The sequence below is a fragment of the Pelagerythrobacter marinus genome (assembly GCF_009827515.1).
Lineage (GTDB): Bacteria > Pseudomonadota > Alphaproteobacteria > Sphingomonadales > Sphingomonadaceae > Pelagerythrobacter > Pelagerythrobacter marinus.
In genome coordinates this window covers 105,406-129,691 of record NZ_WTYO01000004.1, presented here as the reverse complement: position 1 = coordinate 129,691, position 24,286 = coordinate 105,406, and the positions used below count along the sequence as shown (strand labels likewise).

At 70.4% G+C, this 24,286-nt stretch carries 22 protein-coding genes; 11 read left to right on the top strand and 11 right to left on the bottom strand.

Annotated features, from left to right (window positions below; all coding sequences use genetic code 11):
- The first annotated feature begins 30 nt into the window (after window positions 1–30).
- From GRI72_RS10100 to GRI72_RS10085, 4 genes are all read left to right on the top strand, one after another.
- Window positions 31–1,284, top strand: a complete 1,254-nt coding sequence (locus GRI72_RS10100) for a threonine ammonia-lyase (protein ID WP_160733803.1) — start codon at window positions 31–33, stop codon at window positions 1,282–1,284.
- Window positions 1,285–1,483: 199 nt separating this feature from the next.
- The gene (locus GRI72_RS10095) at window positions 1,484–2,326 is read left to right on the top strand and encodes an arginyltransferase (RefSeq protein ID WP_160733802.1); all 843 of its coding nucleotides are present in this window, start codon (window positions 1,484–1,486) and stop codon (window positions 2,324–2,326) included.
- Entirely contained in the window at window positions 2,292–4,460 is a 2,169-nt protein-coding gene (locus GRI72_RS10090; protein ID WP_160733801.1) for an autotransporter assembly complex protein TamA, read from the top strand. The genes GRI72_RS10095 and GRI72_RS10090 overlap by 35 nt, the downstream gene beginning before the upstream one ends.
- Window positions 4,460–8,668 (top strand): translocation/assembly module TamB domain-containing protein, encoded by a 4,209-nt coding sequence (locus GRI72_RS10085; RefSeq protein WP_160733800.1) that lies wholly within the window; start codon window positions 4,460–4,462, stop codon window positions 8,666–8,668. Before GRI72_RS10090 ends, GRI72_RS10085 begins: the two co-directional genes overlap by 1 nt.
- Before the next feature lie 24 nt (window positions 8,669–8,692).
- On the opposite strand, the gene GRI72_RS10080 is transcribed toward GRI72_RS10085, so the two are convergent.
- The 6 genes from GRI72_RS10080 to GRI72_RS10055 all read right to left on the bottom strand — a co-directional run bounded on the left by GRI72_RS10080 (window position 8,693) and on the right by GRI72_RS10055 (window position 14,413).
- Window positions 8,693–9,376 (bottom strand): lysozyme, encoded by a 684-nt coding sequence (locus GRI72_RS10080; RefSeq protein ID WP_160733799.1) that lies wholly within the window; start codon window positions 9,374–9,376, stop codon window positions 8,693–8,695.
- A gap of 267 nt (window positions 9,377–9,643) precedes the next feature.
- On the bottom strand, window positions 9,644–11,053 hold the full coding sequence (gene glnA, locus GRI72_RS10075; protein ID WP_160733798.1) for a type I glutamate--ammonia ligase: 1,410 nt from the start codon (window positions 11,051–11,053) through the stop codon (window positions 9,644–9,646).
- A 58-nt stretch (window positions 11,054–11,111) separates the two neighbouring features.
- Window positions 11,112–11,450: a P-II family nitrogen regulator gene (locus GRI72_RS10070; RefSeq protein ID WP_160733797.1), complete on the bottom strand. Its 339-nt coding sequence runs from the start codon at window positions 11,448–11,450 to the stop codon at window positions 11,112–11,114.
- A gap of 200 nt (window positions 11,451–11,650) precedes the next feature.
- On the bottom strand, window positions 11,651–12,586 hold the full coding sequence (gene argC, locus GRI72_RS10065; RefSeq protein ID WP_160733796.1) for an N-acetyl-gamma-glutamyl-phosphate reductase: 936 nt from the start codon (window positions 12,584–12,586) through the stop codon (window positions 11,651–11,653).
- Entirely contained in the window at window positions 12,583–12,924 is a 342-nt protein-coding gene (locus tag GRI72_RS10060; protein WP_160733795.1) for a hypothetical protein, read from the bottom strand. Before GRI72_RS10060 ends, argC begins: the two co-directional genes overlap by 4 nt.
- An 85-nt stretch (window positions 12,925–13,009) precedes the next feature.
- Window positions 13,010–14,413: a leucyl aminopeptidase family protein gene (locus tag GRI72_RS10055; RefSeq protein WP_160733794.1), complete on the bottom strand. Its 1,404-nt coding sequence runs from the start codon at window positions 14,411–14,413 to the stop codon at window positions 13,010–13,012.
- Between the two features lie 36 nt (window positions 14,414–14,449).
- Between GRI72_RS10055 and GRI72_RS10050 the strand changes: the two genes are divergently transcribed.
- Both GRI72_RS10050 and map read left to right on the top strand, forming a co-directional pair.
- Window positions 14,450–15,292 carry a DUF4163 domain-containing protein gene (locus GRI72_RS10050; protein ID WP_160733793.1) on the top strand — a complete coding sequence of 281 codons (843 nt, stop codon included), beginning with the start codon at window positions 14,450–14,452 and terminating at the stop codon, window positions 15,290–15,292.
- Window positions 15,293–15,359: 67 nt separating this feature from the next.
- Window positions 15,360–16,187: a type I methionyl aminopeptidase gene (map, locus tag GRI72_RS10045; protein ID WP_160733792.1), complete on the top strand. Its 828-nt coding sequence runs from the start codon at window positions 15,360–15,362 to the stop codon at window positions 16,185–16,187.
- A gap of 44 nt (window positions 16,188–16,231) precedes the next feature.
- Here the strand turns inward: map and GRI72_RS10040 are convergent, their stop codons facing one another.
- Both GRI72_RS10040 and ccmA read right to left on the bottom strand, forming a co-directional pair.
- The gene (locus tag GRI72_RS10040; protein ID WP_160733791.1) at window positions 16,232–16,891 is read right to left on the bottom strand and encodes a heme exporter protein CcmB; all 660 of its coding nucleotides are present in this window, start codon (window positions 16,889–16,891) and stop codon (window positions 16,232–16,234) included.
- Window positions 16,888–17,505: a heme ABC exporter ATP-binding protein CcmA gene (gene ccmA / locus GRI72_RS10035; RefSeq protein WP_160733790.1), complete on the bottom strand. Its 618-nt coding sequence runs from the start codon at window positions 17,503–17,505 to the stop codon at window positions 16,888–16,890. The genes GRI72_RS10040 and ccmA overlap by 4 nt, the downstream gene beginning before the upstream one ends.
- A gap of 48 nt (window positions 17,506–17,553) precedes the next feature.
- Between ccmA and GRI72_RS10030 the strand changes: the two genes are divergently transcribed.
- Entirely contained in the window at window positions 17,554–17,841 is a 288-nt protein-coding gene (locus GRI72_RS10030) for a 4a-hydroxytetrahydrobiopterin dehydratase (RefSeq protein WP_160733789.1), read from the top strand.
- Between the two features lie 9 nt (window positions 17,842–17,850).
- Here GRI72_RS10030 and GRI72_RS10025 read toward each other — a convergent pair whose 3' ends face one another.
- From GRI72_RS10025 to GRI72_RS10015, 3 genes are all read right to left on the bottom strand, one after another.
- Window positions 17,851–18,657 (bottom strand): SDR family oxidoreductase, encoded by an 807-nt coding sequence (locus GRI72_RS10025; RefSeq protein ID WP_160733788.1) that lies wholly within the window; start codon window positions 18,655–18,657, stop codon window positions 17,851–17,853.
- 79 nt (window positions 18,658–18,736) lie between these two features.
- Complete coding sequence (locus GRI72_RS10020) at window positions 18,737–20,803, bottom strand: S9 family peptidase (RefSeq protein ID WP_337191169.1); 2,067 nt, start codon at window positions 20,801–20,803, stop codon at window positions 18,737–18,739.
- Window positions 20,804–20,882: 79 nt separating this feature from the next.
- On the bottom strand, window positions 20,883–21,500 hold the full coding sequence (locus tag GRI72_RS10015) for a DNA-3-methyladenine glycosylase family protein (protein ID WP_160733787.1): 618 nt from the start codon (window positions 21,498–21,500) through the stop codon (window positions 20,883–20,885).
- A 90-nt stretch (window positions 21,501–21,590) separates the two neighbouring features.
- Between GRI72_RS10015 and GRI72_RS10010 the strand changes: the two genes are divergently transcribed.
- The 4 genes from GRI72_RS10010 to GRI72_RS09995 all read left to right on the top strand — a co-directional run bounded on the left by GRI72_RS10010 (window position 21,591) and on the right by GRI72_RS09995 (window position 24,189).
- Window positions 21,591–21,908, top strand: a complete 318-nt coding sequence (locus GRI72_RS10010) for a 2Fe-2S iron-sulfur cluster-binding protein (protein WP_160733786.1) — start codon at window positions 21,591–21,593, stop codon at window positions 21,906–21,908.
- 120 nt (window positions 21,909–22,028) lie between these two features.
- The gene (locus GRI72_RS10005) at window positions 22,029–23,030 is read left to right on the top strand and encodes a cysteine synthase A (RefSeq protein WP_160733785.1); all 1,002 of its coding nucleotides are present in this window, start codon (window positions 22,029–22,031) and stop codon (window positions 23,028–23,030) included.
- A gap of 30 nt (window positions 23,031–23,060) precedes the next feature.
- Complete coding sequence (locus GRI72_RS10000; protein WP_160733784.1) at window positions 23,061–23,432, top strand: hypothetical protein; 372 nt, start codon at window positions 23,061–23,063, stop codon at window positions 23,430–23,432.
- Window positions 23,413–24,189 (top strand): Gldg family protein, encoded by a 777-nt coding sequence (locus tag GRI72_RS09995; protein ID WP_160733783.1) that lies wholly within the window; start codon window positions 23,413–23,415, stop codon window positions 24,187–24,189. Before GRI72_RS10000 ends, GRI72_RS09995 begins: the two co-directional genes overlap by 20 nt.
- The last annotated feature ends 97 nt before the right edge of the window (window positions 24,190–24,286 follow it).

Sequence of the window (24,286 nt, the reverse complement as noted above, 5' to 3'; positions counted from 1 at the left end):
CTTGGCCGTTTTGCCCTAGGGCGCTCGGCCATGACCGAGCCAGCCACCGTTTCCGCAGCGGAATCCTCCGCCGACAGCCTCACCGTCGATCACGTCCGCGCCGCGGCCGAGAGGATCGCCGGCGCCGTCGTGCGCACGCCGACGATGCACAGCAAGACGCTGTCGGAAATCGCGGGGGCGGACATCTGGCTCAAGTTCGAGAACCTGCAGTTCACCGCCGCCTACAAGGAACGCGGCGCGCTCAACGCGCTGCTCCTCCTCTCGCCCGAGCAGCGCGAGCGCGGCGTTATCGCCGCTTCGGCCGGCAACCACTCGCAGGGGCTCAGCTATCACGGCACCCGACTCGGCGTGCCGGTCACGATCGTCATGCCGCGCCCGACCCCGACGGTGAAGGTCATGCAGACCGAGAGCGTGGGCGGACAGGTCGTGCTGGAAGGCGAGACTTTCGACGAAGCCTATGCCCACGCGCGCAAGCTGGAGGAGGAGCTGGGCCTCACGTTCGTGCACCCGTTCGACGATCCCAACGTCGCGGCGGGCGCGGGCACCGTGGCGCTCGAGATGCTGGAGGACGCGCCCGAGATCGATTGTCTGGTGACGCCGATCGGCGGCGGGGGCCTGATTTCCGGCATGTCCACCGTGGCGCGGGCCCTGCGGCCCGAGATCGAGGTCGTCGGCGTGCAGGCGGCCCTGTTCCCGTCGATGTATGCGAAAGTGAAGGGCGAAGACCGCGATTGCGGCGGCGACACGCTGGCCGAAGGGATCGCGGTCAAGGCGCCGGGTGCATTCACCTCCAGGGTCATCGCCGACCGGGTGGACGACATCATGCTGGTCAGCGAGGAATCGCTGGAAAAGGCGGTGTCGCTGCTGCTCCAGATCGAGAAGACCGTGGTCGAAGGGGCCGGCTCGGCCGGGCTCGCAGCGGTGCTGGAGCATTCGCAGCGCTTCGCCGGGCGCAAGATCGGCCTCGTCCTGTGCGGCGGCAATATCGATACCCGCCTGCTGGCGAACGTCCTCTTGCGCGATCTCGCGCGGTCGGGCCGCCTGGCGCGCCTGCGGGTCACGCTGCAGGACCGGCCCGGCGCGCTCTACCGCGTAATGCGCGAGTTCGAGGCGCACAACGTCAACATCATCGAGATCTATCACCAGCGGATCTTCACCAGCCTCCCGGCGAAGGGGCTGATCACGGATATCGAGTGCGAGGCGCGCGACCGCGAGCAGATCGACGCCCTCGTCGCGGCGCTGCGCGAACAGGGATACTCGGTCAGCCAGGTGGAACTGGCCTGACGGTCCGGCCCCGCCCGGCCGCGAGGCTGCGAGCGGCCGAGGTCCGTTCGAGGGCGCGGCGTTCGAAGGGGGCTGTTCAAAAATGCGCCATTCGGCGCGGATCTATGGTTAAGGGACTTTTACCCGGCCGCACATGTCGGCATAGTCGGTTCGTGCTCGCAAAGCGTCCGTTCCAGCCGAGAGAGGTAAAGCCCCAGTCGTGACGGCCCCCGTTCGTTTCCCCCGCTTCTTCGTGACCAGCCCGGCGCCGTGCCCCTACCTCCCGGGGCGCAGCGAGCGGAAGGTCTTCACGGAGCTGAAGGGCCCGAACGCGGACGAGCTGAACGAGGCGCTCGGCCGGATCGGGTTCCGCCGCAGCCAGACGGTGGCCTATCGCCCCAGCTGCCTCGACTGCCAGGCCTGCGTCTCGGTGCGCGTGGTGGCCGACGCGTTCGCCCCCTCGTCCTCGCAGAAGCGGATCGCGCGGCGCAACCGCGACCTCGAAGTGACAGAGTGCCGCCCCTGGGCGACCGATGAACAGTTCGAACTGCTCCAGCGCTACCTCGGCGTGCGCCACCCGGGCGGCGGGATGGCGTCGATGGACGAACTCGATTTTGCAGACATGGTGGAACACACCCCGGTTAGCAGTTATGTTGCTGAATATCGGGAACCATCCGACGGCTCGGGGCCGGGTCGCCTTGTCGGAGCGTGCCTGACCGATCGCCAGGGCGACGGATTGTCGATGATCTACAGTTTCTACGACCCGGAGCATGAGGCGCGGTCTGGACTTGGTACGTACATCATTCTCGATCACATTCGCCGCGCTGCCGAGGAAGGCCTGCCCTATGTCTACCTCGGGTACTGGGTCGAGGGATCGCAAAGCATGCAGTACAAGGTCCGCTTCCGCCCGCTGGAGCGCCTCGGCACCGACGGCTGGCGCCGCCTCGGCCGGGAAGAGCAGGACGCTCTCATCGCCGCCGCCGTCGGCGGGCGCCGCGATTCGCCCGCCGCGGCCCGGCCGGCCAAGGATGGCACCGCCAGCCAGTATCGCATGGCCGACTAGGGTCGCCGCCGCGATCGCGGCGCTCGGCCTCGCCACCGCTCCCCACGCGCTGCTCGCGCAGGATCGCCAGGCCCCGCCGGGGCTGGAGGACCTGATCCCCGATTCGGCGGTGGACGACCCGGAAGGCTGGGCGCGCGAGGGGGTGGAGCCCGAAGCGCGCGCCAGCGCGGAGCAGGCGCCCGCGATCGATCCCGCCTCCCCGCTGGTGGACGATCCCGCGATCGAGGTCGCCTGGCCCGACCAGGCGCCGATCCCCCGGCCCGAACCGCTCGCCGGGGACGAGGAGATCGAGTTCGCGCAGATCGACCGCGAGTTCTTCCGCGGCGGGCCGGAAATGGAGGTCGTCTCGCTCGGGCCGGAGCTCGCGCTCGGCTTCCCGACCGACGAGGACGCCTTCCCGATGCGCGACGCCTTCGCCGACCGGTTCGAGGCGCTGTCCACCGTCGAGGAGCTGCAGGACGACGACGTGGACGACAATATCGCCCAGCTCGCGGCCCGCGCGCGGGAAGACGAGGAACTGCTGGGCCAGTTGCTGCAGGTCTATGGCTATTACGATGCCGAGGTGATCCGCATCGTCGGCGCGCCCGGCCGGCGCGGCGGGGCGGACGATGCAGGCGCGCAGGTCCGCTTCGATATCGTGCCGGGCGAGCGCTATAGCTTCGGCGCGATCGACCTGGGCGAACTGGCCCGGGCGCCCGATGCCGCCGCGCTGCGCGACGCCTTCGACATTGCCACCGGCGACCCGCTGTCGAGCGACGCGATCGTGGAGGAGCAGTTCGACCTCGATCGGGCCCTGGGCGAAACCGGCTATCCCTTCGCCGAGATCGACGCGCCCGAGCTGCTGATCGACCATGCCCGCGCGCAGGGAGACCTGACGATGCCGGTGCGGCCGAACGGCAAGTACGCGTTCGGCGAGGTGGTCAGCGGTTCGCCCGATTTCCTCTCCAGCCGGCACCTGGAAACGATCGCCCGCTTCGACCGCGGCGATGTCTACCAGCGCAGCCTGGAGCAGGACCTGCGCCGCGCGATCGTGGCCACGGGCCTCGTTTCGTCGGTCACGATCACCAAGCGCGAAGTCGCCCCGCCGGGGCCGGAAACGCCGGGCGAAGTCGCCCTCGACGTCGAGATGACCAAGGCCAAACTGCGCACGATCGCCGGCGCGATCGGCTACGGTTCGGAAGAGGGCTTCCGGCTGGAGGGGAGCTGGGAACACCGCAACTTCTTCCCGCCCGAAGGGGCGGTGCGGGTGCGCGGGATCGCCGGTACGCAGGAACAGCTGGCCGGGATCACCTTCCGGCGCAACAACTTCGGCGGGCGCGACCGCATCCTCAACGTCGATGCCTATGCCAGCACGATCGACAGCCCGGCCTTCGACGCGCGGACCGTCGCCTTCGTCGCCAGCTACGAGCGGTCCTCCACCCTCCTGTTCCAGAAGCCGATCAGCTGGAGCGTCGGGTTCGAGGCAGTGGCCACCGGGGAACGCCCGGCGACCGCGGGCAATGCGCCGCAGCAGGCGCGCCAGACCTATTTCGTCGGCGCGATCCCGCTGTTCCTCCAGCTCGACACGACCGACGACCTGCTCGATCCGAAAGAGGGCTTCCGCGTCGCGGGGCGCCTCTCGCCCGAGGTTTCGCGCAGCAACGGGGTCGAAAGCTTCTACCTGCGCAGCCAGTTCGACGCGAGCTATTACCAGCAGGTGAGCGATAGCGTGGTGGTCGCCGGCCGGGCGCGCTTCGGCACGATCCAGGGGACCGCGATCGCCAATATCGCGCCGTCGCGCAGGCTCTATGCCGGCGGGGGCGGATCGGTGCGCGGCTACGGCTATCGCGAGATCGGCCCGCACGACGACCTGGGCGATCCGACCGGCGGGCGCTCGCTGGCCGAAGTCGCGCTGGAGGCGCGGATCAGGACCGGCATGTTCGACGGCGCGCTGTCGGTCGTGCCGTTCATCGACGCGGGGACGGTCAGCACCAGCACGTTCCCCGATTTCGAGACGTTCCGCGTCGGCGCGGGCCTGGGCGTGCGCTATCACACCGGCTTCGGGCCGATCCGGGTGGACGTGGGCGTGCCGCTGAACCCGGGGCCGGACCATAGTGCCGTGGCCGTCTACGTTTCGCTGGGGCAGGCTTTCTGATGGCGGAGGAGGATCTGCCGGACACCGCCGCCGACGATGCACCCGCGCGCGAAGAGGGCGCGGCAGGCCCTTCGCGGCTGGGCCGGGCCGGGCGCTGGGCCGCCGGCATCCTGGTGGGTCTGGTCGCGCTCGTCGTCCTCGCGCTGGCGGCGCTCAACAGCCCGATCGGCAAGCGCTTCATCGTCGATCGGATCGCCGAAGTGGCGCCCGCGTCCGGCCTGCGGATCGCGATCGGCCGGATCGAAGGGGACATATACGGCCAGGCGACGCTGCACGACCTCGTCCTCTCCGACCCCGAAGGCCGCTTCCTCACCGTGCCGGTGGCGGAGCTGGACTGGCGGCCGCTGAACTGGCTGTGGAGCGGGCTCGACGTGCGCCACCTCGTCGCGCGCCGCGGGACCCTGCTGCGTGCGCCGGAGCTGCTGCCGGGCGATCCCGACGCGCCGATCCTGCCCGATTTCGACATTCGCGTGGACCGGCTGGAGCTGGACAACTTCCGCGTTGCGCGCGGGGTGGTGGACGATGCCGAGCACCGGGTGGACCTGTCTGCCCAGGCGGACATTCGCGATGGCCGCGTGTTCCTCGACGCCGCGGGGCGGCTGGGCCAGCGCGACACGCTGCGCCTGCTGGTCGATGCCGAGCCGGACGGCGACCGGTTCGACCTCGAGCTCGACTATCGCGCGCCGCGCGACGGGGTCATCGCCGGGCTGGCGGGGGCCGACGCCGGCTATCGCGCGCGCATTACCGGCGACGGCACCTGGAGCCAGTGGCGCGGCGCGCTGCTGGTGGAGCGGGACGACGACCGCCTCGCCGCCTTCCGCCTGACCAACCGCGCCGGCCGCTATGGCGCGGTCGGGCAGGCAAGCCCCGCGCCATTGCTGGACGGGCCGCTGGCCGATCTCCTTCCAGGCCCGGTCTCGCTGGCCGCGTTCGGCACGCTGGAGGACAGCGTGCTCGACGGCGACCTCGCGCTGCGCGCCCGCGGGCTGGTGGGCGACGCGCAGGGGGCGGTGGACCTGGCCGGCAATGCCTTCGACGATTTCGCGCTCGACCTGCGCCTGGCACAGGCCGCGCCGGCGGCGGACATGCGGGTGGAAGGCGCGCGGATCGTCGCCACGCTCGATGGCGCCTTCCGCGACCTGACGATCGCGCACCGCCTGGTCGTCGATCGGTTCGTTTCCGGCACGACCCAGGTGCGCGGGCTGGTGCAGGACGGCACGGCGACTTACGACGGGGTCCGCTGGACCCTGCCCCTGGACCTGCGCGTCCAGCAGGTCGTCGCCGGCAACGACCTGCTCGATCCGCGGCTGGTGCGCGGGCGCCTGTCGGGCGAAGTGGCCTATAGCGGCACCCGCATCGTGGCCGACGACCTGCGGCTGGTCTTTCCCGATGCCAGCGCCCGGTTCTCGCTGCGTGGAGAGACGCGCACCGGCGCCTATGCGCTGGCCGGCCCGGTCGCCCTGCGCGGGCTGCCGCTCGACAACGTCGGTTCCGCCAGCGGCACGGCCAAGGTCCTGTTCCGCGTCGCCGACGGCGTGCCCTGGCGGCTGCGCGCCAACTTCGCGGGACGGATCGGTAGCGTGACCAACGCCACGCTGGCCAACCTCGCCGGCCCGACGATCGCCGTGCGCGGCGGCGTGGGGCTGAGCGCCGACGGCCCGGTCGTCTTCCGCGATCTCACGGTTGATTCGCAGAAGCTGCAACTGGCGCTCGACGGGCGGGTCCAGGGCGGGACGACGACGATCGCCGGGCGCGGCACGCACACCGATTATGGCCCGTTCACGGTCGAGGCCGGGCTGGACGGCGCCGGGCCGCGCGCCGCGCTGGTCTTCGCCGATCCGCTGCCGGCGGCCGGGCTGGAGGACGTGCGGGTCGCGATCGCGCCGAGCGAAGACGGGTTCCTGATCGATACCGAGGGCGGATCGATGCTCGGCCCGTTCGACGGCCGGCTGGAACTGCTGATGCCGGCCGGCGGACCGACGCGGATCGCGGTCGAGCGGCTCGACCTCTGGGAGACGAGCGTGCGGGGCGACCTCGTGCTCGGCGACGCGGGCGTTTCGGGCGACCTCGCGCTGGCGGGCGGCGGGCTCGACGGCACGATCGCGCTTGCCCCGCGGGGCGGGGGGCAGGCGTTCGACGTCGATATCGATGCGCGCAATGCCAGCTTCGGCGGCGCGACCCCGATCGCGATCGGCCGGGCGGACATCGTCGCCAGCGGTCTCCTGGCCGAAGGCAGCACGACGATCGAGGGCGAGATGACCGCGCAGGGGCTGCAATACGGCAGCCTGTTCCTCGGCCGCCTGATGGCCGATGCGCAGCTGCGCGACGGGCAGGGGGACGTCAACGTCGCCTTCACCGGCCGTCGCGGCAGCCGGCTGGGGATGCAGATCGACGCCGAGATCGCCTCGCAGCGCATCGCCGTGGCCGCGCGCGGGTTCTTCGCCGGGCGCCGCATCACGATGCCGCGGCGCGCGGTCCTCCTCGCCAGCGAGGGCGGCGGGTGGGCGTTGCAACCGACGCAGGTGAGCTATGGCGACGGGATCGCGATCGCCTCCGGCCGGTTCGGCGGCACCGGCCCGACGGCGCTGGAGCTGAAGATGGCGGAAATGCCGCTTTCGCTGGTGGACGCGGTGACCGACGATCTCGGCCTCGGCGGGACGATCTCCGGGGTGGTCGATTTCAGCGCCGGGGCAGGCGGCGTGCCGACCGGCACCGCGCGCGTCCAGGTCGAAGGGCTCACGCGTTCCGGGCTCGTCCTCACCTCGCGCCCGGTGGACCTGTCGCTGGTCGCGCGGCTGGGCGCGAGCCAGCTGGAAACGCGCGCCGTGATCGACGAGGGCGGCGAGCGGCGCGGCCGCCTGCAGGGGCGGATCTCCGGCATGCCGGCAGCGGGGGCGCTGTTCGATCGCCTGCGCGCGGGCAGCCTGGCCGCGCAACTGCGCTTCGCCGGCCCGGCCGACGCGCTCTGGCGCCTGGCCGCGATCGACACCTTCGACCTGACCGGGCCGCTTTCGGTCGCCGCCAACGTCAGCGGCACGCTGGCCGACCCGCAAGTGCGCGGATCGCTGGCGAGCGACAACCTGCGGCTGCGCAGCGGCCTGTCGGGCACCGATATCACCGGGGTCAGCGCGCGGGGCGACTTTGCCGGCGCGCGCCTGCGCCTGACCCGCTTTTCCGGCACGGCGCCGGGCGGCGGCGCGGTTTCGGGCAGCGGCACGGTGACCTTGCGCGACCTGGGCCAGCGCGGCCCGCAGATGGACATCCGCATTGCCGCGCGCAACGCGCGCCTCCTCGACGCCAACGGCCTGTCCGCCACGGTCACCGGTCCCTTGCGGATCGTGTCCGACGGGATCGGCGGGACGATCGCCGGCCGCCTGCTGGTCAACCGCGCGAGCTGGTCGCTCGGCACGATGGACGAGGCGCAGGACCTGCCGCAGATCCGCACGCGCGAGGTCAATGCCCCGGCCGACATCGCGCCGCGCGCCGCCCCCAGCGCCCCCTGGCGATACCTGATCGATGCCCGGGCCCCGTCGCGCGTCGATGTCGACGGCATGGGGCTGGACAGCGAATGGCGCGCCGACGTGCGCGTGCGCGGGACGACCGACGATCCGCGGATCGGCGGCGAGGCCGAGGTCGTGCGCGGCGAGTACACGTTCGCCGGGGCCAGTTTCGAGCTGACCCGCGGCCAGATCGAGTTCGACGAGACCGGCCCGATCGATCCGCGGCTGGACATCCGCGCCGAGACCGAGCGCGACGGCCTCGACGTCACCGTCCAGGTCCAGGGCAATGCCATGCAGCCCGAGATCAGCTTCAGTTCCACGCCCGCGCTGCCGGAGGAGGAGATCCTCGCCCGCCTGCTGTTCGGCGGGTCGATCGCCGACCTCTCGGCCACCGATGCGCTCCAGCTCGGCGCGGCGGTCGCCTCGCTGCGCGGGGGCGGGGGGCTGGACCCGATCAACCAGCTGCGCTCCGCCATCGGGCTCGACCGGCTGCGGATCGTCGGGCCCGACCCGGCGCTGGACCGCGGGACGGCAGTGGCCGTGGGCAAGAACTTCGGCCGCCGCTTCTATGCCGAGATCATCACCGACGGGCAGGGCTACAGCGCGACCGAGGTCGAGTTCCGCGTCACCTCCTGGCTCTCGCTGCTCGCCAGCGTCTCGACCATCGGGCGCGAGAGCGTGCGGGCCGAGGTCAGCCGCGATTACTGACCGCGGCCGGGCGGCCCGGCCCGGTCACGGCCGCTCGCCGGCATAGAGGCGCGCCTCGGCCCGGCGCCGGCGCACGAGGCCGCGCAGCACCCGCCCGCCGGCGCGGTTCCAGCGCGCGAACTCGCGGGCGGCCGCGGCATGATCGCCGGCGACGTGGCGGCGCGTCAGGGTGGCGCGGGCGATGGCCCCGGTGTTGTAGTGGAAGGAGACGAGGGCATCGAACTGCCCCTGCGTGGTCGGCGCATCGCCGATCGCGGCGGCGACGTCGGCGGCATGGCGCTCGAGGTCGCGCAGCAGGCGTGCATCGCACTGCTCCTGCGTCCAGACGGTCCCGGGGCCGATCCCGGGCCCGGTCGCGCCCCAGCCGATCGTCCACGGCGCCCCGCCGGTGCCGGGATCGGGGTAGGCTTCCACCAGCCCGTCGAGCCGTTTGCGGGCGCACCCCTCGAACCGCCTGACCAGTGCGATCCCCTCGGCGCCGATCGTCCGCGGCGGGCGGTCCGGGGGGAGACATGGACCGGGTGTTACACTGTCCTGGGGTAAGAATTCCGCGCCGCTTTCGCGCCCTCCGCCGGCCCGGCGGGGCGCGGTCTCGGGCGCGGTACCGGCCGCGGCATCGATCGCGGCGTCGAGCGCCTCGACCTCGCGCTGGCGGAAGCCGCGGCCGAGCATCTGCCGGACCGCGTGGAATATCGTCTTGCGTTGCATCGGGGCACCTCGTCGATTGCGATTCGAGGCGGAACAACTAGGCAACAAATGGCCATGTAGGAAAATGGTTTGTGGCCCGGCTCCGGCGCCCCCGTTCGCAATCGGGCGTTCGCAATCGGCCGTTCGCAACCGGCCGTTCGCCGCCCGCCGGTTGCCGTCCCGCCGTTCGCGACCCGGCGAAAGGGCGCGCAATGCAAAAGGGCGCCCGGACTCGCGTCCGGACGCCCCCCTCGGTGATCGGGTCCCGTGGTGATCGGGTCCAGCGCCTCAGGCGCTGTAGTACATGTCGAATTCGACCGGGCAGGGCGTGGTCTCGAGGCGCATGACCTCTTCCCACTTCAGCTCGATATAGGCTTCGATCTGGTCCTTGGTGAACACGTCCCCCTTCAGCAGGAAGTCGTGGTCGGCCGAAAGCGCCTCCAGCGCCTCGCGCAGCGAACCGCACACGGTCGGCACGTCGGCCAGCTCGGCCGGCGGCAGGTCGTAGAGGTTCTTGTCCATCGCCTCGCCCGGGTGGATCTTGTTCTGGATCCCGTCCAGCCCGGCCATCAGCAGGGCGGAATAGGTGAGGTAGGGGTTGGCCATCGCATCGGGGAAGCGGAATTCCACCCGCTTCGCCTTGTCGCCCGCGCCATAGGGGATGCGGCACGATGCCGAGCGGTTGCGCGCCGAATAGGCGAGCAGGACCGGCGCCTCGAACCCGGGGACCAGCCGCTTGTAGCTGTTGGTGGTCGGGTTGGTGAAGGCGTTCAGCGCCTTGGCATGCTTGATCACGCCGCCGATGTAATAGAGGCAGTTGTCCGACAGGCCGGCATAGCCGTTGCCCGCAAACGTCGGCTTGCCTTCGTTCCAGATCGACATGTGGGTGTGCATGCCGCTGCCGTTATCGTCCTTGATCGGCTTGGGCATGAAAGTCGCCGTCTTGCCGTAGGCATGGGCGACCTGGTGCACGACGTACTTGTAGATCTGCATGTTGTCGGCGGTTTCGACCAGGGTCGAGAACAACAGGCCCAGTTCGTGCTGCGCGGCGGCCACCTCGTGGTGGTGCTTGTCGCACTTGAGGCCCATCTCGGTCATCGTGGCGACCATCTCGCCGCGGATGTCCACCGCGCTGTCCACCGGGGCGACGGGGAAATAGCCGCCCTTGGCACGCGGGCGATGGGCGAGGTTGCCCGCCTCGTATTCCTTGCCGCTGTTGGTCGGCAGCTCGACGTCGTCGATCGCGTAGCCCGAACCGGCATAGCCGTCTTCGAAGCGCACGTCGTCGAACATGAAGAACTCCGCCTCCGGCCCGACGTAGACGGTGTCGCCGATGCCGGTGCTCTTGAGGTAATTCTCCGCCCGCTTGGCGGTCGAGCGCGGATCGCGCGCGTACCAGTCGCCGGTCGAAGGCTCGACGATGTCGCAGAACAGGATCAGCATCGGCGTGGCGCTGAACGGATCGATGTAAGTCCGCTCGAGATCCGGCTTCAGGATCATGTCGCTTTCGTTGATGACCTTCCACCCGGCGATGGAGGAGCCGTCGAACATCAGCCCGTCTTCCAGCTCGTCCTCGCCCAGCATGGCGGCGGTCATGGTCAGGTGCTGCCACTTGCCCTTGGGGTCGGTGAAGCGCAGGTCGACCCACTCGATCTCGTGCTCCTCGATCTGCTTGAGGACATCTTTGGCCTTGGACATGTGGTTCCCTCTTGGTTGCCCGGGTTCGGGCGGTGAACGGGTGCGCGCGGGGCGCAGCTCAGATGGCGTCGTCGTCCTTCTCGCCGGTGCGGATCCGCAGCGCCGACTCGATGGTGGAAACGAAGATCTTGCCGTCGCCGATGCGGCCGGTCTGCGCGGCGGCTGCGATCGCCTCCACCACGCGTTCGGCGATCTCGTCGCCCACGACCACTTCCAGCTTAACCTTGGGCAGGAAATCGACGACGTATTCGGCCCCGCGATAGAGCTCGGTATGGCCCTTCTGGCGGCCGAAGCCCTTCGCCTCGGTCACGGTGATGCCGGACACGCCGATTTCGTGCAGCGCCTCCTTCACCTCGTCGAGCTTGAAGGGTTTGATGATCGCTTCGATCTTTTTCATGTGGCCTTCGATCCCTGCGCAATGTGCCGATCCGTGCGGAGTTCCTTGCCCGCCCGGTCCGGCTCATCGCTTACCCGGGCACGCAAATCAAGAAGCGTGCCAGATGGCAAAAAGTGCCCGCCGCGCAGGGAAAGGGCGCGATCGCGCCGGCCCCGGAGCAGGCCGGTTTGCCCAATCGGAATCCAGTCGCTGCCTAAAAATCAGGCACCGAGGCGCAGGCCGGCGGTCTCGGGAAGGCCGCACATCAGGTTGAGGTTCTCGATCGCCGCGCCGCTGGCGCCCTTGCCGAGGTTGTCGAGAACGGCGACGAGCCGCGCGTTCCACCCGCCCGCATTGCCGAAAACGTGCAGCGTCATGCCGTCGCCCGGCTCGGCCTCGCGCTCGAGCAGCAGCTCGCCCGTGTCCCGCGCCGGGGCGACCGCGACCACCTCGGAGCCGGCGTAGAACCGCGCCAGGGCATCGCGCAGCCGGTCGGCCGTCGGCTCGCCCTCCATCGCGCCCAGGTGCAGCGGGACCTCGACGATCATGCCGCGATAGGCGGGCACGACCGAAGGGGCGAAGATCACGTCGTGCGCCAGCCCGGCGTGGGCCTTCATCTCGGGCAGGTGCTTGTGCGCCAGGTCGTAGCCATAGGCGCGGAAGGCGGGCGCCCCGTCGGCGCGAAAACGTTCGATCAGGGCCTTGCCACCGCCCGAATATCCGCTCACCGCGTTGACCGTGTAAGGCCAGTCGGCGGGCAGCAGCCCCTCGCGCACGAGCGGCGCGACGAGCGCGAGGAAGCCGGTCGGATAGCAGCCGGGGTTGCTGACCCTGGCGGCGGCGGCGATGGTGTCGCGGCCGACCAGTTCGGGGAAGCCGTAAGCCCACCCCGCGGCGGTGCGGTGGGCGCTGGAAGCATCGATCACGCGCGTGCCCGAAGCCGGATCGATCAGGGCCACCGCCTCGCGCGCGGCATCGTCGGGCAGGCACAGGATCGCGATGTCGGCATCGTTCAGCGCCTCGCGCCGGGCCGCCGGGTCCTTGCGCCGGCCGCCCTCCAGCACATGGAGCGCGAACTCGTCGCGGCCGCGCAGCCGCTCGACGATCTCCAGCCCGGTGGTCCCGGCCGCGCCATCGACGAAGACCGCGGTGGTCATTGCGCCAGCCGCCCGATCGGCAGGTAGCCGCTCGGCCCGTCCGGGCCGCAGGTGGCCCAGCACCAGTCGCCGGCATAGTCGAGCGCCTCGATCGCGGCCCCGGCCTCGAGCTCGGCCAGGATCTCGCTGTCGTCGCGCGGGGCCAGGTGCAGGGCCGCCCCCTGCGGGCCGACGGTCCGCGGCTGGGGCACGACGTAATGGGCGGCGAGGAAGCGTCCCGCCAGGGCGACATGGGCCAGGTCGCCGCGCAGCGGCAGGGTGCCGGGCGCGGGGCGCGCGACCGGGCCCTTCAGGCCGATCGGGCCTTCGGGCAACGGGTATTGTTCTTGCGGCGTCACGGGAGTTTCTTTTGCGGACCTCGAAAGTCTGGGTGCGGCGCGCTTACCCCCTGCGGGGCCGCTGGGCAAGCGCGGCGCCCGCGGGTCATCCGCCGGCGTAGCGCGCGCGCAGCATGTGCCACGCGGCCCTGAGGCCATAGGCCTCGCCGCCCTTGGGCCGGCCGGGCTTGGGCGTCGGGCGCCAGGCGAACGTGTCGAAATGGGCCCAGTCGATCGGCGTGCCGTCGTCCAGCGTGCCGACGAACTTGTCGAGGAACAGGCCCGCGACGCTGGCCCCGGCGAAGGCATTGCCATGGGCATTGTTGGTATCGGCGATGTCCGATTTCAGCCACTCGGCATAGGCTTCGGGCAGCGGCAGGCGCCAGGGTTCGTCGTCGTGCGCCTTGCCCGCTTCGATCAGCGCGGCGGCCGTTTCGTCGCGCCGCGCCATCAGCGCCGGGTATTCGGGCCCGAGGGCGACCCGGGCGGCGCCGGTCAGGGTGGCGAAATCGATCACCAGGTCGGGGCCGTGCTCGCTCGCCAGCGTCAGCGCGTCGCCCAGGATCAGGCGCCCTTCGGCATCGGTATTGCCGATTTCCACCGTCAGTCCCTTGCGGCTGGAAAGCACGTCCCCCGGGCGGAAGGAATGGGCCGAGATCGCGTTCTCGACCGCGGGAACGATCAGGTGGAGCCGCACCGGCAGGTTCGCCCCCATGACCAGCCCGGCCAGCGCGATCGCGTGGGCCGCGCCGCCCATGTCCTTCTTCATCAGCAACATGCCCGATGACGACTTCACGTCCAGCCCGCCCGAATCGAAGCAGACCCCCTTGCCGACCAGCGCCAGCACGGGATCGCTTTCCTTGCCCCAGGTCAGGTGCATCAGGCGCGGCGCGTGGTGGCGCGCGGCGGCGCGCCCGACCGCGTGGACCATGGGAAATCCCTGCTCCAGCGCGTCGCCGCGGGTGGTGGACAGCTTCGCCCCGTGCGCCCGGGCCAGCCGCTCGCACTCTTCCTCCAGCGCGGCGGGGCCCATGTCCTCGGCCGGGGTATTGACCAGGTCGCGCACCAGGCACACGGCCTGCGCCTCGGCCAGGGCCGGTTCGATGTCGCGCACTTGCGCGCTCAGCAGCACGCGCGGGCCGGTCGGCTCCTCTTCCTTGCGATAGCGTTCGAACCGGTACTGCGCGGTCTGCCAGCCGTGGACCGCGGGGCCGGGATCGCCCCCGGCAAGGCGATAAGTGCCCGCGGGCAGGGTCTCGGCCAGGCGGGCCATGCACCAGCTCGACAGCGAATCGGGGTCGGCCACGCCGCCCACCGCGAACCAGCCGTCGCCATCGGGCACGATGCCGACCTGGAACCCGCTGCCGTCGAAACGCTGCGCGGCGAGCGCGGCGCGCTGCCCGGCGGAAAGCCTGCGCGACCAGTCCTCGAAGCCGTCCTTGCCGACGAGGTGGATCGGGATCGCGTCCTGGCCGCGATCGTCTTGAATGAGAGTAGCGTTCTGGCCCATACTCGCCCGATAGCGCCTTTCGCGGGAGAAAATCCAATGTCGTTTCGCACAATTGCCGCCATCCCGGTTGCACTCGCATTGGCCGCCTGTTCCTCGCCCGACGAGGTGAGCGAGGAACTGGGCGTCTCGCAGGAGGGTGCTGGCGCGCAAGCTGTCGGCGCCCAGGGCGCCGCGACGGCCAATGCCACTGCCACCGGCGGCGGCGCGAGCGCGGTGGAGGAAGAGAACGATACCTACAGCTTCGACTATGCCTACCCCGCCGCGGCCGGGGCGATCCCCGATCTCGCCGCGATGCTCGACCGCAAGCGCGAAGACGCCCGCAGCGCGCTGGAGGAGCAGGCGGGGGACGACCGCGCCCAGGCGGAGGCGAACGACTATCCCTATCGCCCGCACAGCTATTCGCAGGAATGGAAAGTGGTCGCCGAAACGCCCGGCTTCCTCTCGCTTTCGGGCGAGTTCGCGACCTATTCGGGCGGGGCGCACGGGATGTACGGCCTCGAATCGCTGGTCTGGGACAAGCGGGCCGGGCGGGCGAGGGACGGGGTGGACATGTTCCGCTCCGCCGAGGCGCTCGACGATGCGCTGGGCGAGAAGCTGTGCGAGGCGCTCGACGCGCAGCGGGCGCAGCGGCGGGGCGAGCCGCTGCCCGCCGGCCCGGGCGGCGACGATTTCGGCTTCGACAGCTGCCAGCACGTGAAGGATGCCACCGTCCTCGTCGGGTCGTCGAACGGCCGCGCGTTCGACCGGATCGGGATCTGGTTCGGCCCCTATGTCGCCGGTCCTTATGCCGAAGGTGCCTACGAGCTGAACTTCCCGGTGGACGCGGCGGTGCTCGACGCGGTGAAGAGCGAATACCGCGCGGCCTTCGCCGCCCGATAGTACGGCTCCCACAAGCTGGCACGCGTTAAACTGGCAATTGCGCGCCGGTGCGCCTACATCGCCGGGCATGACCGAATACCAGGTGATCGACAGCCGCGACACGGTGATCCGCGACGGCACCATCAAGCTCCACGACGAAGCGGGCTTCGAAGGGATGCGCCGCGCCGGCCGGCTGGCGGCCAGCATCCTCGACGCGATCGTCCCGCTGATGCAGCCGGGCGTGACGACGGCCGAGATCGACGACAAGGTGCGCGAACTCATGCTCGCGGGCGGCGCGGTCCCGGCGACGCTGGGCTATCGCGGCTATACCCATTCCTGCTGCATCTCGATCAACCACGTCGTCTGCCACGGCATCCCGGGGGAAAAGGCGCTGAAGGACGGGGACATCGTCAATGTCGACGTCACCCCGCTGCTCGACGGCTGGCACGGCGACACCAGCCGCATGTACCTGGTGGGCGACGTTCCGCTGAAGGCGCGGCGCCTGGTGGACGTGACCCACGAATGCCTGATGATCGGGATCGAGAAGGCCCAGCCCGGCGCACGCCTGGGCGACATCGGTGCCGCAATCGAAGCCCATGCCCGCCAGTTCCGTTACGGCGTCGTGCGCGAGTTCTGCGGCCACGGCCTCGGCCGCCTGTTCCACGATGCGCCCGAAGTCGTCCACGCGGCGACCGCGGGCACCGGGCCCGAACTGCGCCCGGGCATGTTCTTCACGATCGAACCGATGATCAACCTCGGCCGACCGTGGGTGAAACTGCTGAAGGACGGCTGGACCGCCGTGACCCGCGACAAGAGCCTTTCGGCCCAGTTCGAACACTCGATCGGCATTACCGAAACCGGCAACGAGATCTTCACGCTGAGCGAGAAGGGCCTGCACAAGCCCCCTTACGACTGAAGGGGGCTTTGGCATTTCTGCGTGGGTTGACGCGCGGGGCGTGACTATTCCTCGCGCGCGGCGCGGATCGCGGCGCCGCCGGCGAAAGGCGCGATGGCCACGAGCAGGAGGCTGATCGCGCCGGTCAGCGCCAGCCCGCCTTCGCCCGGCGCCGAAAGCGCCCCCGCGCCGAACACCAGCAGGGGCACGGCCAGCGGGATCGCCAGCAGCCCGGCCAGCGCCGCGCTGCCCCGCAGGCCGATCGTCAGCGAGGCGATCAGGATGCCGATCGCCGCCAGCCCGGGAGTCCCCGCGAGCAGCCCCAGTTCCACCAGAAGCAGCGTTTCCCCGTCGATCCCGACGAGCGCGCTGGCGGGCACCGCCGCCAGCATCAGGAACGGGCCGAAGCCGAGCCAGTGGGCGAACAGGCGAACGGCGATTACCAGTTCTTCCGAAATGCCGCGCAGCGCCCACTGGTCGAACAGGCCCTGTTCGACGTCGCCCGCCAGAAGCCGGTCGAGCGGCAGGATCGCGGCGAGCAGCGCGGCGACCCAGATCACGCCCCCGCCGGTGGCGGCCAGCAATTGCGCGTCCGGCCCCACGGCGAAGGGATAGACCATGGCCACGGCGAGGAAGAACAGCAGCGGCAGCATCATCCCGCCTCCGCGCCCGCCGGGCAGCAGACGGGCCAGGTCGCGGCGCAGGAGGGCGGCGATCGTCCTCACGCGGCCGTCTCCCCCTGGCGGGAGCCGGCCGGGCCGGGCAGGGCGAAGTCGGCCAGCGCCAGCGTGGCCGGGGCCGGCATCGCCATCACCTGGTGGCTGGCGACCACGGCGATGCCGCCTTCGGCGCAGTGTTCGGCGACCAGCGCCTCGCACAGCAAGGCACCTTCGGCATCGAGGCCGTTGAGCGGTTCGTCGAGCAGCCAGACCGGCGCGCCCTGCGCGGCCAGGCGGGCGAGTGCAGCGCGCTTCTTCTGCCCGGTCGAGAGATAGCGGACCGGCACGTCCTCCAGCCCCGCCAGGCCCAGGCGCCGGGCCTGCCGGCCCACGTCCGCGCGGTCGAGCCGGGCCCAGAAGGCCAGCGCGCGGCCGAGGGGGAGCTGCGCGTCCAGCGCATGGCGGTCGTCGAGCAGGGCGACCATGCCGCGCCGTTCGACCGTGCCGGCGAGCGGGCGCAGCAGGCCGGCGAGAATGCGGATCAGGCTGGTCTTGCCGATCCCGTTGGGCCCGGCGATGCGACAGGCCGCGCCGGGGCCGAGCGCGAGCGAGACGCCGCGGAACAGGACCCGCTCGCCCCTGCGGCAGGCGAGATCGGTCGCGGCGAGGTGCGCTTGCATGGTCGCGCGGGTTAGGCGAAAGCGCCCGGCCTAACAAGGAGACACGAAATGGCCGTTGCCCGCCTGACCGATTCCGAACGCGAAGAGCTGCTGCGCCGGCACCCCGAATGGTCGCTGGCACGCGACGGCGACGCGATCGAGCGGACGTTCGCGTTCGCCGATTTCAACGAGGCTTTCGGCTTCATGACGCGCGTCGCCCTGCTCGCCGACAAGGCCGACCATCATCCGGAGTGGTCGAACGTCTACAACCGGGTGCAGATCGCCCTGACCACGCACGATGCAGGCGGCCTGTCGCAGCGCGATGCCGACATGGCGAAGGCGATCGACGCGCTCTGAGGCGGCGGCTTACTGCCCCAGCGGGCGCGCGGTGGCGCGGGCCATCCTGCGCACCCGGCCGGGCATCCAGCGCGCGCCGAAGGCCAGCCGCCGCGCGGTCTGGCCGACGAGGGTGTGAAGCCGCTCGCCATGGACGGCCGCCCAGGCCGCTTCGGCCACCTGTTCGACCGGGGTGATCTCCAGCCCCGCGGCGCGCACGCGGTCGCGGATCGCCTCGTTGCTCTGCTGGTTCGGGGCATGTTCGAGCAGGGGCGTGTCGATGAAGCCGGGGCACAGGCTGCGGACCCTGACGCCCAGCTCGGCCCATTCGGCGTCGAGCGCCTCGGTCGCGCCGCGCACGCCGAACTTGGTCGCCGAATAGACCGAGGCCCCGCTCGTCCCGTAGATACCCGCCGCGCTGGCCGTGTTGAGCAGGCAGCTGCCCGGCGCGGTCTTCTCCAGCCAGGGCAGGGCGGCCTGCGCGCCGTAGAGCACGCCCTTCAGGTTGATGTCGATGCAGCGGTCGATTTCCTCGGTGCTGTTTTCCGACAGCGATCCGCCCAGCGGAATGCCGGCGTTGTTCGCGACCACGTCGATCCGGCCGCCCGCCGCGGTCGCGAAAGCGTCCAGCGCCGTGTCCCAGGCGGCGCGGTCGCGCACGTCGAACTTGTGGGCGTAAGTGTACCCGTTGCCGATGGCCGACAGCGTCTGGTCCATCCCGGCGGTGTCGATGTCGCCCACGCCCACGAACCAGCCGCGCTGGCCGAACAGGTGGGCAATGGCCCGCCCGATGCCCGAACCGCCGCCGGTGATGAAGATCGCCTTGCGATCGCCCATTGTGCCTCTCCCGCAAAAAATGGCCGCGCGGGGATGGGTACCCCCGCGCGGCCGCTTTTGCCAGCACTTTACGTAAGCGTCAGTCGGCGAGCGCTTCGGCCAGGCCCTGGACGAATTCCTCGCCCTCGACGATCTGCGCCGAGGACGCGGCGACGGTGTCACCGATCGGCTCGGCCCGGCCGCCCAGGCAGGTGGCGAGGAAATTCTCGCTGATCGCGGTGAAGGCGATGTTGTTCGCCGGGCGGGCGAACCCGTGGCCCTCGTCGGGGAAGAGCACGTACGTGACCGGGATCCCGTGTTCCTGCATCGCAGCGACGATCTGGTCGCTTTCCGCCTGCTTGACCCGCGGATCGTTGGCGCCCTGCCCGATCAGCAGCGGCTTGGTGATCCGGTCCGCCGAATGGAGCGGGCTGCGTTCCTTCAGCAGGGCCAGCCCTTCGGGCGTGTCGGGATCGCCCATGCGCTGGTGGAACTGTTCGACCAGCGGCGCCCAGTAGGGCGGGATCGTCTCCAGCAGGGTCTCGAGGTTGGACGGGCCCACGATGTCCACGCCGCAGGCGAATTTCTCCGGCGTGAAGGTCAGCCCGGCGAGCGTGGCATAGCCGCCGTAGGAACCGCCCATGATCGCGACCTTGTCGGGCGCGGTCACGCCGCTTTCGATTGCCCAGTCCACCGCGTCGATCAGGTCGTCGTGCATCTTGCGGCCCCATTCGAGGTCGCCGGCGGAGATGAATTCCTTGCCGAAGCCGGTCGAGCCGCGGAAATTGACGCTGAGAACGGCGTAGCCGCGGTTGGCCAGCCACTGGTGCTGCGAATCGTAGCCATAGCCGTCGCGCGCCCAGGGGCCGCCGTGGACCAGCAGGACCATCGGCACCGGCGCCTCGGGAACGCCGTCGCCATCGGCGTCGGAGCCCGGCGGCAGCGTGAGGTAGGACGGCAGGGTCAGCCCGTCGCGCGCGGTCAGCTCCAGCGGGTGCATCGGCTGCAGCGGCGCGCCTTCCAGCTCGGGCCGGCTGACGTAGAATTCCTCCAGCGTGCCCGCCTCGCGGTCGTAGATGAACGTCCGCACCGGCGCGGTCAGCGGGTCGTTCCAGACCACCCACTTGCTGTCGTCCTCGGTCCGCGACTGGATTCCGAACTCGCCCTCCAGCCGCTGGTCGAGCCAGTCGAGCGCGCTCCCGATCTCGGGATCGATCGCGGTCCATTCGGTGGTCAGGTAGGTGAAGCTGTAGGCCTCGATCTCGCCGGTCCTCGGATCGGTCAGCGCGCCGCCGATATCGGCCTTGTCGTTCTGCGCGATCACGGTCTTTTCGCCGGTTGCGACGTCCTGCGCGATCAGCGCGGCGGTGTTCCGGCCGCGGCTGTCGATCCAGTACATCGTCTTGCCGTCGGTGGTGAAACCGGCCGGCTGGGTCGTCAGCGAATCTTCCAGCCCGGTGCTTTCGGCCGGCTCGTCGGCGATCTCGCCATCGACGATCGGGAAGAAATCCATCCCGCCCGCCGCGTTGGGGCGCAGCGCCATGCGCAAGTCGAGATTGTCGTCCGCCAGGAAGCCGGCATAGGCGTCGTTCTGCAGCACCAGGGTCAGTTGGCCGGTGTTGAGATCGAGCATGTGGACGTCGTGGTAGCGCGGATCGCGATTGTTGAGGCCGACCAGGATCCGGTCGCGGATATTCTCCGACGTGCCGACGATCTGGACCCGGGTATCTTCGAACGGGGTCAGGGTGGTTTCCTTCCCGCTGGCGATGTCGATGCCGTAGAGCAGGAAGTTCTCGTCCCCGCCCTTGTCCTGGATATAGAGCAGGCTGCGGCTGTCCGGGGCCCAGAAATAGGAACGGATCGGGCGCTCGGTCGCGCTCGTCATCGCGCGGGCGGCGGCGGGATCGTCGACGGGCGCGAGCCAGACGTTCATCACCCCGTCCTTCGGCGCGAGCCAGCTCAGCCACCGGCCGTCGGGGCTCAGGCGCCCGGCGCTGCGGGTCGGGTTGCCGAAAAGATCCTCGCGCGGGATCAGCGGTGCGGCGTGGGCCGGGTTGGTCATTCCCGAGGTGGTCTCCGTTTCCTGGGCCGTGGCGGTGGTGGGCAAGGTCATTGCCAGCGCGGTGAGCGCGGCGCCTGCGGCGAGCATGTTCGAAAGCGAACGCATGGTCTTTGTCTCCCCTGTTCCTGCGTCGGCACGCTACTGCAAACAGGGGAGGGATTGCATCCGTAAACCGACGAACGGTTCACAGGGCTGGATTGTTGTAACAGTGCCAGGTCAGGATCGCGACGGCGCCGCGATGGGGCCGCCAGTCTTCGGCAAGCGCGCGCGTTTCCTTCTCCGATGGGCGTTCCGGCAGGTCCAGAATGCGGCCGATGCCGGCCTGAACGGCCAGATCGCCGGCCGGCCAGATATCGGGCCGCCCCTCCGCAAACAGCAGGTAGATTTCGGCCGACCACCGGCCGATGCCCTTGATCTGCGTCAGTTCGGCAATCGCCTCCTCGTCGTCGGCCGGAAGGTTGTCGAGGTCGAGCGCACCGCTGACCACCCTTTCGCAGAGCGAACGGGCATAACCCTGCTTCTGGCGCGAGAGGCCGCAGGCGCGCAGAGTGTCGAAATCCCGCGCCAACAGGGCATCGGGGGCAATGTCTTCGCCCAGTTCGGCTTCCAGCTTGTTCCACATCGACGTGGCCGCCGCGACCGAAACCTGCTGCCCCACGATCGTGCGCAACAACGTGCGGTAACCCCGCTCGCGGATGCGGGTATCGGGGTAGCCGACACGGCCCAGCGCCGCGCCAAGCCGCGCTTCACGCGCCGCAACGAAATCGATCCCTTCGCGCAACTGGTCGGCTGTCAGTCCCATCCGCCCGGCTTGCCTTCCCCACTGCGATTGCCTAGCAGGCCGGCGCATCCGGCCCGTTCACGGCCGCACGCCATAAGGGAAACACGCGCAATGCCCAAGCTGATCGTCGTCAATCGCAGTGGGGAAGAATCGTCGATCGACGTCGAGGATGGCCTGACCGTGATGGAAGCGATCCGCGACAACGGCTTCGACGAACTGCTGGCCCTGTGCGGCGGGTGCTGTTCGTGCGCCACCTGCCACGTCCACGTCGATCCGTCCTTCCGCGACAAGCTGCCGCAGATGAGCGAGGACGAGGACGACCTGCTGGAATCGAGCGACCACCGCGACGACAATTCGCGCCTGGGCTGCCAGATCCCGTTCACGCCCGACCTCGACGGGCTGAAAGTCGCGATCGCGCAGGAAGACTGAGCCGACACCGCGGCCCGCGGCGGGTGCGCCCGGCGCGCCCGGCCGGGCATTAGGCGCGGTATGCAGTCGCAAACCGCAAATGCGTTGCGCCGATGGGCAAGCGATCCTAGCTCGGTCACCATGACACCACCTGCATCCCGCACCGACACGCTCGATCTCATCGGTAACACGCCGCTCGTCCTGCTCAAGGGGCCGAGCGAGGCGGCCGGTTGCGAGATCTGGGGCAAGTGCGAATTCGCCAATCCAGGCGCCAGCGTGAAGGACCGGGCGGCCCTGGGCATCGTCCGCGATGCCGAGGCGCGCGGCGAGCTGAAGCCGGGCGGCTGCGTGGTCGAGGGGACGGCCGGCAATACCGGGATCGGCATCGCGCTGGTCGCCAATGCCCTGGGCTATCGCACGATCATCGTCATGCCCGACAACCAGAGCCGCGAGAAGATGGCGACCCTGCGCGCGCTGGGCGCGGAACTGGTCCTGGTGCCGCCGACCAAGTATTCGGACTGCAACCACTTCGTCCACACCAGCCGCCGCCTGGCGGAGGAGACCGAAGGCGCGATCTGGGCCAACCAGTTCGACAATACCGCCAACCGCAAGGCGCACCTGGAAAGCACGGCGCCCGAATTGTGGGACCAGATGGACGGGCGGATCGACGGTTTCACCTGCGCGGCGGGCACCGGCGGCACGATCGCCGGCGTCGGCATGGGCCTGAAGGAGCGGGACGAGAACGTCACGATCGCGCTGACCGATCCGCACGGCGCCGCGCTGTTCAACTTCTACGCCAATGGCGAGCTGAAGGCCGAAGGCAGTTCGGTCGCGGAAGGGATCGGGCAGGGCCGGATCACCGCCAACCTGGAAGGCGCGCCGATCGACACGCAGTTCCGCATCTCGGACGAGGAAGGGCTCGAATGGGTTGCCCGGCTCCTGCGCGAGGAGGGGCTGTGCCTGGGCCTGTCGTCGGGGATCAACGTCGCCGGGGCCGTCGCGCTGGGCCGGCAACTGGGCAAGGGCGCGCGGGTGGCGACGATCCTTTGCGACACCGGCTTTCGCTATCTCTCCACCCTCTACAACCGCGAATGGCTGGAATCGAAGGGCCTGCCGCCCTTCGACTGGCTCGAACGCGATTGACTGGCGGCCGCGTTGGTCTAGCCTCGGGACATGCGCGGTATCGGCGGCATCATCGGTGAAAGGCGCCCGGACCCGGCGCGGCAGCCCGTCGAGCGATCGGGCCGCGGGCGGTCGGATTCGTTCCAGCGGCTGCAGGTCGGCCTGTCGGGCCTGATCGGGATCGTCCTGGTCCTGGCCCTGGCCGATGTCATCACCGATCGGGCCAACCGCACCGAAGCGGGCAGCGTGCCCGAGGCCGCGGCCACCGTCTCGGCCGGCCCGGTGGTGCACAGCCAGCAGAACGATCCCCTCGCCGAAGCCGGCGTCGTTCCCGACCCGAAGGCGAGCGCAACGGCAACCCCGGGACCGGTCGTGCCCATGCCGCCGATGCCCGAAGCGGACGATGCGATCCCGCCGCAGTAAGCTGGCGTGGCTGGGCGGGGCCTGCGCCCTGGCGCTGGCCGTGGCGGCCTGGGCCCTGTCCGGCGGCACCCGCGCGCGGGCGGAACTGGGCCTGTTCACCACGCTGCCGATCTACTGGGCCGAAGCGGCCGGAATGTCCGAGATGCTCAGCCTGGAAACGCGCACCGGCTGGACCCGCAGCGCGCTCGAACGGCGTTTCGACCTGATGCCGATCGACACGCTTGCGGGCGGGGACGGGGCGGCCAGCCCGGCGCTCGCCGATCTCGACCTGCTCCTGCTCGCGCAGCCGCGCGCGCTCTCCCCGCACGAGAACGTCGCGCTCGACCGGTGGGTGCGCGCGGGCGGGCACGCGCTGCTCTTCGCCGATCCGATGCTGACGGCGCATTCGCGCTTCGCGATCGGGGACCGTCGGCGGCCGCAGGACGTCGCGCTCCTCTCCCCCATCCTCGGCCGCTGGGGGCTCGAAATGCGGTACGACCCCGCGCAGGACGCGGCCGAGCGCATGATCGCGACCGATCACGCCGCGCTGCCGGTGCGGCTGGCCGGCACGCTTCACCCGGTGGACGGGTATCCGACGGCGCAGGAAAAGTGCTGGATCGCCTATGACCGGGTCTTCGCCCGGTGCGAGATCGGCCGGGGGCGTGTGACGGTGATCGCCGATGCCGCGGTGTTGGAAGAGGCCGCGGGCGCGGCCCTCGATGCGCGCAAGGACGCGCTCGACTGGCTGCTCGAGAGCGCGCTCGACACCGACCGCTAGGCACGACCGGGGATTTTCGGGGAACGGGCCGCACCGGCGGCGCAACTGCGTGAAATCGCGGGGCTTTTCGCGTGGTCTGTGTGAGCCTTTGCGTCAA